Annotated in this window: 12 protein-coding genes and 1 riboswitch; of the genes, 7 read left to right on the top strand and 5 right to left on the bottom strand. The window is 72.4% G+C overall.

Annotation, left to right across the window (positions count from 1 at the left end):
- Positions 1–211 precede the first annotated feature (211 nt).
- From guaA to ABZ883_RS06215, 3 genes are all read left to right on the top strand, one after another.
- On the top strand, positions 212–1,795 hold the full coding sequence (guaA, locus tag ABZ883_RS06225; RefSeq protein WP_360902318.1) for a glutamine-hydrolyzing GMP synthase: 1,584 nt from the start codon (positions 212–214) through the stop codon (positions 1,793–1,795).
- 89 nt (positions 1,796–1,884) lie between these two features.
- Entirely contained in the window at positions 1,885–2,676 is a 792-nt protein-coding gene (locus ABZ883_RS06220) for a class II aldolase/adducin family protein (protein WP_360902315.1), read from the top strand.
- Between the two features lie 122 nt (positions 2,677–2,798).
- Positions 2,799–3,317, top strand: a complete 519-nt coding sequence (locus ABZ883_RS06215; RefSeq protein ID WP_360902312.1) for a DoxX family protein — start codon at positions 2,799–2,801, stop codon at positions 3,315–3,317.
- A gap of 67 nt (positions 3,318–3,384) precedes the next feature.
- On the opposite strand, the gene ABZ883_RS06210 is transcribed toward ABZ883_RS06215, so the two are convergent.
- Together ABZ883_RS06210 and ABZ883_RS06205 are read right to left on the bottom strand one after the other, a co-directional pair.
- On the bottom strand, positions 3,385–3,636 hold the full coding sequence (locus ABZ883_RS06210) for a hypothetical protein (protein ID WP_360902309.1): 252 nt from the start codon (positions 3,634–3,636) through the stop codon (positions 3,385–3,387).
- Complete coding sequence (locus ABZ883_RS06205) at positions 3,633–4,898, bottom strand: PspC domain-containing protein (protein ID WP_360902306.1); 1,266 nt, start codon at positions 4,896–4,898, stop codon at positions 3,633–3,635. Before ABZ883_RS06205 ends, ABZ883_RS06210 begins: the two co-directional genes overlap by 4 nt.
- 109 nt (positions 4,899–5,007) lie before the next feature.
- On the opposite strand from ABZ883_RS06205, the gene ABZ883_RS06200 reads away from it, so the two are divergent.
- A complete protein-coding gene (locus ABZ883_RS06200) occupies positions 5,008–6,315 on the top strand; it encodes a PspC domain-containing protein (protein ID WP_360902303.1) in 1,308 nt (435 codons plus the stop codon).
- The gene (locus tag ABZ883_RS06195; protein ID WP_360902300.1) at positions 6,312–6,983 is read left to right on the top strand and encodes a response regulator transcription factor; all 672 of its coding nucleotides are present in this window, start codon (positions 6,312–6,314) and stop codon (positions 6,981–6,983) included. Before ABZ883_RS06200 ends, ABZ883_RS06195 begins: the two co-directional genes overlap by 4 nt.
- A gap of 22 nt (positions 6,984–7,005) precedes the next feature.
- Here the strand turns inward: ABZ883_RS06195 and ABZ883_RS06190 are convergent, their stop codons facing one another.
- Positions 7,006–8,079 carry an NlpC/P60 family protein gene (locus ABZ883_RS06190; protein WP_360902297.1) on the bottom strand — a complete coding sequence of 358 codons (1,074 nt, stop codon included), beginning with the start codon at positions 8,077–8,079 and terminating at the stop codon, positions 7,006–7,008.
- 340 nt (positions 8,080–8,419) lie between these two features.
- Here ABZ883_RS06190 and ABZ883_RS06185 point away from each other — a divergent pair, with 340 nt between their 5' ends.
- Positions 8,420–8,773, top strand: a complete 354-nt coding sequence (locus ABZ883_RS06185) for a hypothetical protein (RefSeq protein ID WP_360902294.1) — start codon at positions 8,420–8,422, stop codon at positions 8,771–8,773.
- 26 nt (positions 8,774–8,799) lie between these two features.
- Here the strand turns inward: ABZ883_RS06185 and ABZ883_RS06180 are convergent, their stop codons facing one another.
- Positions 8,800–9,939 carry an NlpC/P60 family protein gene (locus tag ABZ883_RS06180; protein WP_360902291.1) on the bottom strand — a complete coding sequence of 380 codons (1,140 nt, stop codon included), beginning with the start codon at positions 9,937–9,939 and terminating at the stop codon, positions 8,800–8,802.
- 7 nt (positions 9,940–9,946) lie between these two features.
- A riboswitch (cyclic di-AMP (ydaO/yuaA leader) is annotated at positions 9,947–10,110 on the bottom strand.
- A gap of 251 nt (positions 10,111–10,361) precedes the next feature.
- Here ABZ883_RS06180 and pcrA point away from each other — a divergent pair.
- Positions 10,362–12,803 (top strand): DNA helicase PcrA, encoded by a 2,442-nt coding sequence (pcrA, locus tag ABZ883_RS06175; protein WP_360902288.1) that lies wholly within the window; start codon positions 10,362–10,364, stop codon positions 12,801–12,803.
- A gap of 61 nt (positions 12,804–12,864) precedes the next feature.
- Here the strand turns inward: pcrA and ABZ883_RS06170 are convergent, their stop codons facing one another.
- Entirely contained in the window at positions 12,865–14,184 is a 1,320-nt protein-coding gene (locus tag ABZ883_RS06170; protein WP_360902285.1) for a M23 family metallopeptidase, read from the bottom strand.
- Between the last annotated feature and the right edge of the window lie 3 nt (positions 14,185–14,187).

The following is a 14,187-nucleotide window of genomic DNA, read 5'->3' as shown; positions in this document are numbered from 1 at the left end:
TGTGGCCCGGGGCGCCTGGTGACGTCTGGAATGCGTTTCCGCGATCAGACAGCACGACCATGGCAGCCGGACCAGCCGGTGCCATAGGTAAACGCGAAGTGCGTGCTGCTGAACATGGCGGACAGTGTGACTCCTCGGGGCGGGGAAGTAAAGCCGCGGGCCCCGGTAGAATCGGCAGGGACCCCACGTTCGACCCGCCGGAAGGCCCACCGTGGCATCAGCGACCCCAGCCGCCCCCGACACCGTTCTCGTCGTCGACTTCGGGGCGCAGTACGCCCAGCTCATCGCCCGCCGTGTGCGTGAGGCCCGGGTCTACAGCGAGATCGTGCCGAGCACCATGCCCGTCCAGGAGATGCTGGCCAAGCGGCCCGCCGCGATCATCCTGTCCGGCGGACCGTCCTCGGTCTACGCCGAGCACGCCCCGCGGCTGGACCGGGCCCTGTTCGAGGCCGGCGTCCCGGTCTTCGGCATGTGCTACGGCTTCCAGCTGATGGCGATCGCCCTCGGCGGCACCGTGGACAACACCGGTGCCCGGGAGTACGGGCGCACGCCTCTGCACGTCGGCAAGACCGGCTCGACGCTCTTCGAGGGCACCCCGGCCGAGCACTCGGTGTGGATGTCGCACGGCGACACCTGCACCGCCGCCCCCGAGGGCTTCGCGGTCACCGCGGCCACCGACCTGGTGCCCGTGGCCGCCTTCGAGAACGACGAGAAGAAGCTCTACGGCGTCCAGTACCACCCCGAGGTGCTGCACTCCGAGCACGGCCAGCTGGTGCTGGAGCACTTCCTCTACCGCGGCGCGGGCATCGCGCCGAACTGGACCACGCACAACGTGGTCGAGGAGCAGGTCGCCGCGATCCGCGCCCAGGTCGGCGACAAGCGCGCGATCTGCGGCCTGTCCGGCGGTGTGGACTCCGCGGTCGCCGCGGCCCTGGTCAACAAGGCCATCGGCGAGAAGCTGACCTGCGTCTACGTGGACCACGGCCTGATGCGCAAGGGCGAGTCCGAGCAGGTCGAGAAGGACTTCGTGGCGGCCACCGGCGTGCAGCTGAAGGTCGTCGACGCCGAGGAGCGCTTCCTCACCGCGCTCGCCGGGGTCTCCGACCCCGAGGAGAAGCGCAAGATCATCGGCCGGGAGTTCATCCGGGTCTTCGAGCAGGCCGCGAGCGAGATCGTCGCCGAGGCCGGCACGCACGGCGAGTCGGTGGAGTTCCTGGTCCAGGGCACGCTCTACCCGGACGTGGTGGAGTCCGGCGGCGGCACCGGCACCGCCAACATCAAGTCCCACCACAATGTGGGCGGCCTCCCCGAGGACCTGCAGTTCCAGCTCGTCGAGCCGCTGCGCAAGCTCTTCAAGGACGAGGTCCGCATGGTCGGCCAGGAGCTCGGCCTGCCCGAGGAGATCGTCCAGCGCCAGCCCTTCCCGGGCCCGGGCCTGGGCATCCGCATCGTCGGCGAGGTCACCAAGGAGCGCCTGGACCTGCTGCGCGACGCCGACGCCATCGCCCGCGAGGAGCTCACGGCGGCGGGCCTGGACCGGGACATCTGGCAGTGCCCGGTGGTGCTGCTCGCCGACGTCCGCTCCGTCGGCGTCCAGGGCGACGGCCGCACCTACGGTCACCCGATCGTGCTGCGCCCGGTCTCCAGCGAGGACGCCATGACCGCGGACTGGTCGCGGCTGCCCTACGAGGTGCTGGCCCGCATCTCCACCCGCATCACCAACGAGGTGGCGGACGTCAACCGCGTCGTGCTGGACGTCACCAGCAAGCCCCCGGGCACCATCGAGTGGGAGTGAGCCCCTGAGTGGGGCCGGCTTGGGGCGGTACGGGGGAAACCTCGTATCGCCCCTGTTCATCTCCGGTACCTCGGGGTAACTTCCGCGCCATGACCGACACCGCGCCCCAGCCCGTGCCCCCCGGCGAACTGCACTTCGCCCTGCCGCCGAGCTTCGAGGACCCGTCCGCGGAGCGGCGGCACCGCAAGGAGCGCCTGGCGGCGGCGCTGCGGGCGTTCGGCCGGATGGGGTTCGAGGAGGGTGTGTCGGGCCACATCACGGTCCGGGACCCGGAGTTGACCGACCACTACTGGGTCAATCCCTTCGGGGTGCCCTTCGCGCACGTCGGTGTCGGCGAGCTGATCCTGGTCAACCAGCAGGGCGCGGTGGTCGAGGGCCGCCACCACGTCAACCAGGCCGCGTTCACCCTCCACGCCCATGTGCACCTGGCCCGCCCCGACGCGGTGGCCGTCGTGCACAGCCACTCCACGTACGGCCGGGCGCTGGCGGCGCTCGGCCAGCGGCTGGAGCCGATCAGCCAGGAGGCGTGCGCCTTCTACGAGGACCACGCGCTGTACGACTCCTACACCGGGGTCGTCGTCGACGACGCGGAGGCGCGGCGCGTCGCCGTGGTCCTCGGCGGGCACAAGGCGGTGATCCTGCGCAATCACGGACTGCTGACGGTCGGCGAGACGGTGGACGCCGCGGCATGGTGGTTCATGACCATGGAGAAGGCCTGCGAGGTCCAGCTCAGCGCCAAGGCGGCGGGCACCCCCGTGCAGATCGGCCACGACGACGCGGTGGCCACCCGTGAGCAGCTGGGTCATGATCTGGTCGCGTGGATCAACTATCAGCCGACATATGAGCGCATAGTTCGCCAGGATTCCGAGCTTTTTGATTGAACCGTGGACGGTTGGCATACGTATCCGGCTATGGCGCTCCCGGAGAACCGATCCGGGAGGGGTATCGGACCGGGTGCGGACGCGAGAGGGCGGACGTCATGAATGTGACGGGTATATCGGGCATGAACGGAACACGGGACTCGGGGACGGACCCCTCACAGGGGCCCTGGCGGGACACCGCCCGGCGCTATGCGCTGCTGCCCCTGCGCATCTTCCTCGGCGTGACCTTCGTCTACGCCGGATTCGACAAACTGCTGTCGGACACCTTCTTCACCGACTCCGCACCGGGCTCCCTGGTCGGCACGCTCAACGGGGTGCGCGGCAGCGCCGCCGTCCCGGCGATGATCGACCTGGCGCTCAAGAGCCCGCACGGCTTCGGGTACGCCATCGCCTTCGGCGAGATCGCGGTGGGCGTCGGCACCCTGATCGGGCTGCTCAGCCGGATCGCCGCGCTGGGCGGCGCGCTCATCTCGCTGAGCCTGTGGCTCACCGTCAGCTGGGCCACCCAGCCGTACTACTACGGCAACGACCTGATCTACCTGATGGCCTGGCTGCCGCTGGTGCTCGCCGGGGCGCCGCAGTTGTCGGTGGACGCGGCCATCGCCCGCCGCAGGGGACGCGGGCGCCGGTACCTCGGCTGACCCGGGCGGACCGCGTGCACGGGGGCCGGTGAGGGGCACACGACCCCTCACCGGCCCCCGCGTCCCGCTACCGGCGGGCGTCGTGGTGGTGCGCCGGGGCGTCCACGGGCTCCGGGGGCGGCCCGCCGCGCCGCGCGCGGGCGGAGCGCGCGACGAACGCGCCGAGCGCCGCCAGCCCGAGGCTGGCGGAGGTCATGGGCACGGCCACCTGCGGCGGCAGCGAGAGCCTGCCGACGGCGTCCAGCAGGAACACCGCGGCCAGCGCCAGCAGCACCAGCGCGGTGAAGAGGGCCGAGAAACGGAAACCGTGCCGCTTCACCGGGTCACCTGCACCTGTCCGACGCCCATGTCGACCTCCAGTTCCAGCGTTCCGGCGGACTTCTTCCCGTCCACCGGCTGCAGTCTGACCGTCCTGTCCACCCCGGGCTGCACGTCCACGTCCTCCTGCGCGTCACCCGGCAATTGGACGTCGCCGAGACCCACGCTCACATGCAGGGCCAAGGTGACGTCCGCCGGGACCTTGACGACGAGCTGCCCCGCGCCCACATGGGCGCGGGTCGCGACCGTGTGCCCCCCGGGCTTCAGGCGCGACAGGTCCAACGTCGCCTTGCCCGCGCCCAGTTCGTAGGACTTCTGCACGGAGGCGACCGCGGCCGGCTGCCAGGTGCGGCGCTCCCACTCGTGACCGACGGACTTCGGCAGCACCGAGGCGCCGACCAGCAGGGCCGCCGCCAGCACCACCAGGAAGACCGTGCCGCCGCCGAGCCGCCCCCACCACGCGCTCACCGCGAAGCCCAAGCCGAAGACCGCGAGCGCCGCGGCGAACCCGATCTGCAGGGCGGTGCCGAGCGGCTGGGAGTTCCAGGTGCCCGCGACGCAGGCCGTGGCCGCCGCCACCGCCAGGAAGAACACCGGCACCCCCAGCCAGGCGCCCTCGCGGCGCACCGCCTGCCGGCGCCGCCGCCACTCGTGGCGGTCGCGCTCGTCGTCGGCCGGCCCGTCGTCCGGCCCCCACAGGTAGCCCCCACCGCCCGCGGCGGACGCCGCGTCCTCGACGGGAGCCTCCTTCCACCACGCCGACGTGGCCGGGGCGGGCGGCGGCTGGGTGGGCGGCGGAGCGGTGCCCGGCACCGGGGACGGGGCCGTCCGCTCCCGGTGCTGCGACCAGTACACGGCGCCGGCGAACGCCGCCACCAGCCCCAGCGAGAACGCGAGGTTGCCCCCGCTGCCGAGCAGCGACAGGAACAGCCCGCACCCCACCAGCGCCATCAGCACGGCGGTCAGCGCGGGGCCCTCCACCCGGCCGGACAGCAGCCGGTGCGCCTCGCTCTCGGCGGGCCCGTCGTTCTCCCCGGCCCCCTCGGCCGGGATCAGCAGCCAGCCCAGGCCGTACGCCACCAGCCCGAGACCGCCGGTGAGCGCGAGCACACCGAGCACGATCCGGAAGACCACCGGGTCGATGTCGAAGTACCGCCCCGCCCCCTCGCAGACGCCCGCGATCACCTTCCGCCGGCGGCTGCGGGTGAGCCTGCGCCGCTGCGGGGCCGCCTCGGGCGCGCCTTGCGTGTACTGCTCCGTCATGGCTCCATGGTGGCGTCCCGCCGGCCCCGCCGGTATCCGGAACGACCCTGACCGGGCATGGGGGCCAACCCTGATACCCACCGTCCGCGAAACGTGTGACGATCGGGGCATGTCACCCGCCGGCCCGCAGACACCCCCGTCCACCGGGGCGTCGTACTTCGCCCCGCCGGACCCGGCCGAGCCGCCGGTCCGCAAGCTCTACCGCAGCTCCGAGGGCCGCATGATCGGCGGCGTGGCCCGCGGTCTGGCCGGGCACCTCGGGCTGCCGGTGGCGTGGGTGCGGGTCGTCTTCGTCGTGCTGGCCACCATCCAGGGCCTCGGCATCCTGCTGTACGCGGTCTTCTGGTTCGTCGTGCCGCTCGGGGTCGGCGGGGTCGTGGAGGCCAAGGAGCCGCGGGACGCCCGCTCCTGGCTCGCCGGGCGCCGGCCCGACCGCGGCCAGATCGTCGCGCTGCTCGCGCTCGCCGCGGGCCTGGGCATCCTGCTGGACAATCTCGACCTCGGCGCCGCCAATGCCTACGTCTGGCCGCTGCTGCTGATCGGCCTCGGCGTCGCGCTGGTGTGGCGGCAGGCGGACAACGCGCGCCGCGCCCGCTGGGCCGAACTCAGCCGCGGCAAGCGACTGCTGCCCGTCGCGCGCGGCGCGGCCGGGGTGATCCTGGTGGGCGTCGGCGTGACCGGCTTCCTCGTCGTGCAGGGCTCGGTCAGCCACCTCGGCACCATCCTGCAGGCCGCGCTCGCCGTGCTCGTCGGCGTCGCGCTCATCGCCGGCCCCTACCTGGTGCGCATGACGCAGGACCTGTCCGCCGAGCGCCTCGCGCGCATCCGGGCCCAGGAGCGCGCCGAGGTCGCCGCGCACGTCCACGACTCCGTCCTGCACACCCTGACCCTGATCCAGCGGCACGCCGACGACCCGCGCGAGGTGGCCCGGCTGGCCCGCGCGCAGGAACGCGAACTGCGCGCCTGGCTCTACCGCCCCGAGGGCAACGGCCGCGAGGACGAGCCGGCCACCGTGGCCGAGGCGGTGCGCCGCGCGGCGGCGGAGGTCGAGGACGCGCACGGCGTCCAGGTCGAGGTGGTGTGCGTCGGCGACTGCCCGCTGGACGAGCGGCTGGTCGCGCAGATGCAGGCGGCCCGCGAGGCCATGGTCAACGCCGCCAAGTACGGTGGCGACGAGCCGGTGCAGGTGTACGCGGAGGTCGAGGGGGACAGGGTCTTCGTGTCCGTGCGCGACCGCGGCCCCGGTTTCGACCTGGACGACGTACCGTCGGACAGGATGGGCGTACGGGAGTCCATCATCGGCCGGATGCGGCGCAACGGCGGCGAGGCGCGGCTGCGCCCCGCGCCGGGCGGGGGGACGGAAGTGGAGCTGGAGATGGAGCGTCAGCAGGACTCGGGAGCAGGGAGGCCGTCATGAGCACCGACCGGCGTGTGAGGGTCGTCCTCGTCGACGACCACCGGATGTTCCGCACCGGGGTCCAGGCGGAGATCGGCGAGACCGAGCGGACCGGCGTGGACGTGGTCGGCGAGGCCGCCGACGTCGACCAGGCCGTCGCGGTCATCACCGCGACCCGGCCCGACGTCGTGCTGCTCGACGTCCACCTGCCGGGCGGCGGCGGGGTCGAGGTGCTCAAGCGCTGCGCGGGACTGAGCGCGGCCGCCGAACACCCGGTGCGGTTCCTGGCGTTGTCGGTCTCCGACGCCGCCGAGGACGTCATCGGGGTGATCCGCGGCGGCGCCCGCGGCTATGTCACCAAGACCATCACCGGCCCCGACCTGGTCAACTCGGTCTTCCGGGTCGCCGACGGCGACGCGGTCTTCTCCCCGCGGCTGGCCGGCTTCGTCCTGGACGCCTTCGCCTCCACCGACGCCCCGCCGGTCGACGAGGACCTGGACCGGCTCACCCAGCGCGAGCGCGAGGTCCTGCGGCTGATCGCCCGCGGCTACGCCTACAAGGAAGTGGCCAAGCAGCTCTACATCTCCGTCAAGACGGTCGAGTCGCACGTCTCGGCGGTGCTGCGCAAGCTCCAGCTCTCCAACCGCCACGAACTCACCCGCTGGGCCACCGCCCGTCGGCTGGTCTGAGGACCGGCCGGGCAGGGCGGCCTCACACGGGGCGGGCGGCCCCCGCGAAGGGCATCTGGTCGACGGGCGCGATCTTCACCACGTCGCCGGTGCGCGGGGCGTGGATCATCATGCCGTTGCCGATGTAGAGGCCGACGTGGCTGATCCCCGAGTAGAAGAACACCAGGTCCCCCGGCTCCAGTTCGGCGCGGGAGACGCGGCTGCCCGCGTTGATCTGGGTGTAGGTCGTGCGCGGCAGCTCCACCCCGGCGGCCCGCCAGGCGGCCTGCGTGAAGCCCGAGCAGTCGTACGAGGACGGGCCGGTGGCGCCCCAGACGTAGGGCAGGCCGAGGGAGTCGTACGCGAAGGACACGGCCCGCGCGGCCCGGGCGTTGGGGGCCGCCGCGGGCGCCAGGGCCGCGCGTGAGCCCGCGGAGACCGCGCGGCCGGCCCGGTCGCCGGAGCGGGCCGTGCCGTGGCCCCCGTCCGCCAGGACGGCGGCGCGCCGGCCCGCGGTCAGCCCGTCCAGCAGGCGCTGCGCGGAGGCCAGGCGCTCCTGCACGGTCCGCTTGTGGCGGGCGAGCTCGGCGCGGGACCGGCGCAGTTCGGTGAGTTCGGTGCCGGCCTCGGTGCGCAGCTGCTCGATCTCGCGCTTCTGGGCGCCGAGGGCGTGCAGCGCGGCGTTCTGACGGCTGCTCATGCGGTCCAGCACCCCGGCCCGTTCGAGGTACTGGTCCGGCGAGGAGGCGAGCGCGAGCTGCATCGCCGGGTCGACACCGCCGGAGCGGTACTGGGCGGTGGCGATCGACCCGAGGCCGTCGCGGGTGCGGTTGAGCCGCTCGGTCCTGCGGGCGAGTTCGTCCTGGAGGTCGTCGATCCGGTGCTGGACCGTGTCGGCCTTCTCCTTCGCCCCGTTGTACCGCTCGGTGGCCTGCTCGGCCTCCTCGTAGAGCCGGTCCACCCGGGCCTTGGCCTCGGAGGTGGTCAGCCGGGGGTCGGCGTGCCCGGTCTCACCGAACATCGTCACCGAAGCCGCTCCCGCGATGGCGAGGGTGGCGGCCGTGCGCGCGGTGGAGCCGGTGAGGGTGCGCTCCTTGGGCTTTCTGTGCGACGCCACGCGCCGTCACTCCTTCCGGGCTGCCGGGCCTGCTGCCCGCGGCCCGGCGGCGGACGGACGGGGAGCCGCGCCGCCGCCGGACCTTCGGCGGGGGTGGCCGATGCCGACGACGAGTCCCGCCGGCAGTGGGGATCGGCCACCTGGGGCAGGACGCTAAACCTGTGCGTCGCCGGGCGGCGGGGGAGTGTGCGGGACTGGTCCGATTCGGCCGCTACCTGTCGGCCGATGACCGCTGTTCGACGGGTGACCTGGTCGCTTGCGGTCCAGCCGTGACCGATGTGCCGGAAGGGACCCACCTCGGTGCCGGGTGCTGATACGGGCCTGGCTAGGGTCCTGAGCCATGGAAGCAACCATCGGCCTCGTCGTCGGCCTGCACATCATCGGCATCGCCGCCCTGCTCGGCGGCTTCCTCACCCAGATGAAGGCCATGGGCCGCGGCGAGGCGCGCTTCGTGCCGGGCATGCTGCACGGGGCACTCACCATGCTGGTGACCGGCGCCCTGCTGGTCGGCCTGAACCAGGCCGACGACCAGCCGGTGAACAACGTCAAGATCGGCCTGAAGCCGGCCGTACTGGTGGTCGTCCTCGGCCTGGTCTACGTCAGGCGCGACGACGAGAAGGTGTCGGCGGCGGCCTTCGGCACCGTGGGTGCGCTGACCACCGCCAACATCTTCATCGCGGTGCTCTGGACCTGAGCCCCTTTGCGGGGAGGCGGGGGGACTCAGGCCATCCGGGCGTAGCCGTAGATCGGCATCTCGGTGATGGGGGCGACCTTCACCACAGTGCCCGTGTGAGGCGCGTGGATCATTTCGCCGCCGCCGATGTAGAGGCCGACGTGGGTCACGTCCGAGTAGAAGAAGACCAGGTCGCCGGGTTGGAGCTGGTCCGCGGTGACGCGGGTGCCGAAGTCGACCTGGTCGTAGGTGGTGCGGGGGATGGAGACGCCCGCGGCGGCCCAGGCACCCTGGGTCAGGCCCGAGCAGTCGAAGGAGTTGGGGCCTGTGGCGCCGTACACGTACGGCTTGCCGAGCTGGGCGTGGGCGAAGGCGATCGCCTTCTCGGCCTTGGCGGCGTAGCTGCCCGAGGCCGTCGAGGACGAGGTGCCGCCCCCGGCGGACGAGGTGCCCGAGGCCGTCCCGGCCGCCTCCTGTGCCGCCTTCTCCTTCGCGGCGATGGCCTTGGCCGCGGCCGCGGCCTCCTCCTCCTTCTTCTTCTCCAGGGCGGCCAGCCGCGCCTTCTCCTGGGCGGTCAGGGTGTTGAGCAGCTGCTGCGCGGCGGCGAGCTTCTGCTTGACCGTCCTCTTCTCCGCGGCCAGCCGCGTCTGCGCCTCGGTGAGCTTCGCCAGACTCTGGACGGCCTCCGTGCGCTTCTGCGTGGTCGCCGCCTGCTGCGTGCGGAAGTCCTCCATCGCGTGTTCCTGGCGGTCGGACAGGCGGTTCATCAAGTGCGCCTGGTCCAGGAACTGCTGCGGGTCGGAGGTGAGCAGGAAGGTTGTCGTGCTGTCCAGGCCGCCGCCGCGGTACTGCGCCGAGGCGTACTCGCCGATCGTGCGGCGGGCGTCGTTGAGCGTCTGCGTCCTGCGGGCGACCTGGTCGAGCAGTTCGTCCGCGTGCGTGCGCTGCTTCTCGGTCTGCTCCTTGGCGCCGTTGTAGCGCTCGGTGGCCGCCTCGGCCTGGTGGTAGAGGGCGTCGACCTTGGCCTTGACCTCGGTGATGGACGGCTTGTCGGGGGAGGCGGGCGCCGCGCTGGCGCTTTCTCCGAAGAGGGTGACGGTCGCCAGTGCGGCGGTCGTCAGCCCCACGGCCGTGCGCGGGCCGGGGACGGTGAGCATGCGGGGGCGCGGCTTGCGGTGCGTCGCCAAGGCGGACGGCTCCTTCCGTGGACCGCCTACCGGGTTAGCTGTCGGGTTCGGGCTTCGGAAGGCCGCCCTACGGTCGTCCGGGCACGTGTGCGGTGTGCCCGTACGGACCGATTCACCCCAAAGTGGTGGGTCCCCGGCTCCGGCGGTTGCCGGACTCAGCGGAGGCGGCCGTGACGGCTCGGTCGCCGCCGTTCGGTGCGGACCGCCTGAGGGGGCACGGTAGTCAACTGGGGTGGCTCCTGGGAAGGCTGGTGTTCGAATTGTCCGCAATCATTTCGTGACCTTTACGCAGCCGGGCCGTTGTCCGGCTCCCCGGACGGGCCGGGAGGGGGTCCGGCGGCACCGCGGCGTGTGTCCCGCGGGCGACCGGCACCCGGAAGCGGCGCACCGCTGTCGGTCCCACCGCCTAGACTCGGGAGGCGATGAGCAGCCTCTTTGACGACAGCTTCCTGGCCGGCTTCGAACCGAGGGAGGAGCACCCGCCGCCGCCCCCCGAGGAGGAGGCCGAGGCGGTTCCGCACGACCTCTTCGAGGGACGGTTCGACGCGCCCGCCGACCGCGACGCGTACTACCGGGACGGCGCGCCGCGCCCCGCCGTCGACCCCGCCGCCCTGCTGGAAGGGCTCAACGAGCAGCAGCGCGCCGCCGTCGAGCACACCGGCTCCCCCCTGCTCATCGTCGCGGGCGCCGGCTCCGGCAAGACCCGGGTGCTCACCCACCGCATCGCCCACCTGCTGGGCGCCCGCCAGGTGCACCCCGGCCAGATCCTGGCGATCACCTTCACCAACAAGGCCGCCGGCGAGATGAAGGAGCGCGTCGAGCAACTCGTCGGCCCGCGCGCCAACGTGATGTGGGTCTCCACCTTCCACAGTGCCTGCGTCCGCATCCTGCGCCGGGAGTCCAAGAAGCTCGGCTTCACCTCCAGCTTCTCCATCTACGACGCGGCCGACTCCAAGCGCCTGATGGCCCTGGTCTGCCGCGACCTCGACCTGGACCCCAAGCAGTTCCCGCCGAAGTCCTTCAGCGCCAAGGTCTCCAACCTCAAGAACGAGCTCATCGACGAGGAGACCTTCGCCGGCCAGGCCGAGAACCCCTTCGAGAAGAAGCTCGCCGAGGCCTACGCGATCTACCAGTCGCGGCTGCGCGAGGCCAACGCCCTCGACTTCGACGACATCATCATGACCACGGTCAACCTGCTCCAGGCCTTCCCCGACGTCGCCGAGCACTACCGGCGCCGCTTCCGGCACGTCCTGGTCGACGAGTACCAGGACACCAACCACGCCCAGTACACGCTGGTGCGCGAACTGGTGGGAACGGCGAGCGGAGACGCGCAGGAGGGCGGCGAAGGGCCGGCGGAGCTGTGCGTGGTCGGTGACGCCGACCAGAGCATCTACGCCTTCCGCGGCGCCACCATCCGCAACATCCTCCAGTTCGAGGAGGACTACCCGCAGGCGCGCACGATCCTGCTGGAGCAGAACTACCGCTCCACCCAGAACATCCTGTCCGCCGCCAACGCCGTCATCGAGCGCAACGCCTCCCGCCGCCCGAAGAACCTGTGGACGGAGGCCGGCCAGGGCCCGGTCATCACCGGCTACGTCGCCGACCAGGAGCACGACGAGGCGCAGTTCATCGCCGACGAGATCGACCGGCTCACCGACGCCGGCGACGCCCGTCCCGGCGAGGTCGCGGTCTTCTACCGCACCAACGCGCAGTCCCGTGTCTTCGAAGAGGTCTTCATCCGCGTCGGCCTGCCGTACAAGGTCGTCGGCGGAGTCCGCTTCTACGAGCGCAAGGAGGTCCGGGACGTCCTGGCCTACCTGCGGGTGCTCGCCAACCCCGAGGACACCGTCCCGCTGCGCCGCATCCTCAACGTGCCCAAGCGCGGCATCGGCGAGCGCGCCGAGGCCATGATCGACGCCCTCGCCTCGCGCGAGCGGATCTCCTTCCCCGCGGCGCTGCGCCGCGTCGACGAGGCCTTCGGCATGGCCGCCCGCTCGGTCAACGCCGTCAAGCGCTTCAACGAGCTGCTGGAGGAACTGCGCACGATCGTGGAGTCCGGCGCCGGACCCGCCACCGTCCTGGAGGCGGTGCTGGAGCGCACGGGCTACCTGGCCGAGCTCCAGGCCTCCACCGACCCGCAGGACGAGACCCGCGTCGAGAACCTCCAGGAACTCGCGGCGGTGGCCCTGGAGTTCGAGCAGGAGCGCACCGAGGAGGAGCCCGGCACGCTCGCCGAGTTCCTGGAACGCGTCGCGCTGGTCGCCGACTCCGACCAGATCCCCGACGACGAGGAGGGCGGCGGTGTCATAACGCTGATGACCCTCCACACCGCCAAGGGCCTGGAGTTCCCGGTGGTCTTCCTGACCGGCATGGAGGACGGGGTCTTCCCGCACATGCGCGCGCTCGGCCAGACCAAGGAACTGGAGGAGGAGCGCCGCCTCGCCTACGTCGGCATCACCCGGGCGCGGCAGCGGCTGTACGTCACGCGGGCGAGCATGCGCAGCGCATGGGGCCAGCCGTCGTACAACCCGCCCTCCCGCTTCCTGGAGGAGATCCCCGAGCCGCTCATCGAGTGGCGGCGCACGGGATCCTCCCCGGCGCCGTCCGCCTCGGTGTCGGCGGCGGCCTCGGTGCTGTCGCGCTCCTCGTCCAGGAGCGGCCCCTCCGGCTTCGCCACCCGGCGCACCCAGGACCGGCCGGTCGTCGCTCTGGCGGTCGGGGACCGGGTCAACCACGACACGTTCGGGCTGGGCACGGTCGTCTCGGTCGACGGCAGCGGTGACAAGGCCAAGGCCACCATCGACTTCGGCGACGAGCGGCCGAAGGTGCTGCTGCTGCGCTACGCGCCGGTGGAGAAGCTCTGACGGGACGCGCGCCGCGTGCGGCCGGTGAGGGAGCCGCACGGGCCGCCGCGTCGCTGGTGGCTCAGCGCGGGTCGAGACCGTGCCTGAGCAGCCACGGCAGCGGGTCGATCGCCGAACCGCCCGCGGGACGTACTTCGAAGTGCAGGTGCGGGCCGGTGGAGTTGCCCGAATTGCCGGAGTAGGCGATGACCTCGCCGGCCTTGACGCTGCCCCAGCGGATCTTGGTGCTGCTCAGATGGCAGTACCAGGTCTCCGTGCCGTCCGGCGCCGTCACTATGGCCATGTTGCCGTAAGCGCTGTTCCACTGCGTGCGGACAGTGCCGTCGGTCGCGGCCATCACGGGGGTGCCGTAACTGACCGGGAAGTCGATGCCCGTGTGGACCGACATCCAGTTGACGCCCGCCTGACCGAAGTAGGCGCTCAGACCGTGCTCGCTCACCGGGAGCAGGAACTTCGGGCGCAGCGCCTCCTTGCGGGCCGCCTCCTCCGCCTTCTTCTTCCGCTCCGCCGCCTGGCGCTCCTTGATGTCCAGGCGCTCCTGGGTGCGGCTGGCACGGGAGGCGAAGTCGTCGACGTCCCGGTTCACCCCGGCAAGCTGCTGGTCGAGCTTGGTCGTGGGGGTCTTGGCGGCGTCGACCACGCCGTCCGCCTGCGTCGTGGTGGTGTCGCCCTCCTCGGTGTTGACGGTTACGGCGGCGGCGCAGGCCGCGACGCCCATGACGGCGACCGAGGGGACGGCGACGGTCAGCAGCGCCGAACGCCGGGCGGGGCGGCGGCGCCGGCTGCCGGCGCGCGGGCGGGGCAGGACGGCCGCGCCGTCCGGGTCCGCGTCGTCGGCGCCGTCCTCCGGCTCGTCGCCGAGCGGGTCCTCGCCGTGGAGGTCGTGGGCCGCTGCTTCGTGCTCGTACGCGTAGCCGCCCTCGGCGTCGGCCCAGTCCTCGGCGGCGGCGCCGTGCGCGGCGTCGTACTCCTCCGGCTCGCGGGCGTGCGGCACATGGGCATGGGGCTCGACGGGCTCGTGCGGGAGGGCCGGCTCCGGCTCGTGGTACTCGTACACCGGGGCGTGCTCGTACGCCGTGGCCGTGTAGTCGTACGTCCCGGCCGCGGGCTGCGTGTACCAGGTGCCCGTGGCCGCCGCGGCGGGGTCGCCGTACCCGGTGGTGGCGTCCTGGGGCTGCTGCCAGTAGGCGGCCGCGGTGGTGTCCCACGAACCGGTGGCGTGCGTGCCGGTGTCGTACGCGGGGTAGCCCTGGCACGAGCCGAACAGCGGGTCGTCATCCGCGTGGACAGCGCCTGCGGACTGGTACGAGGCGCCGGAATAGCCCTCGTGCCCGTAGGCGTTGTACTCGGGGGCGTACCCCGACGGGTGACGAGCGTTCACCGC

Origin of the sequence: Streptomyces sp. NPDC046977 (assembly GCF_040644455.1) — a bacterium.
Lineage (GTDB): Bacteria > Actinomycetota > Actinomycetes > Streptomycetales > Streptomycetaceae > Actinacidiphila.
Note: the sequence above shows the minus strand (reverse complement) of the source record. Positions and strands in the feature narration are given on the sequence as shown.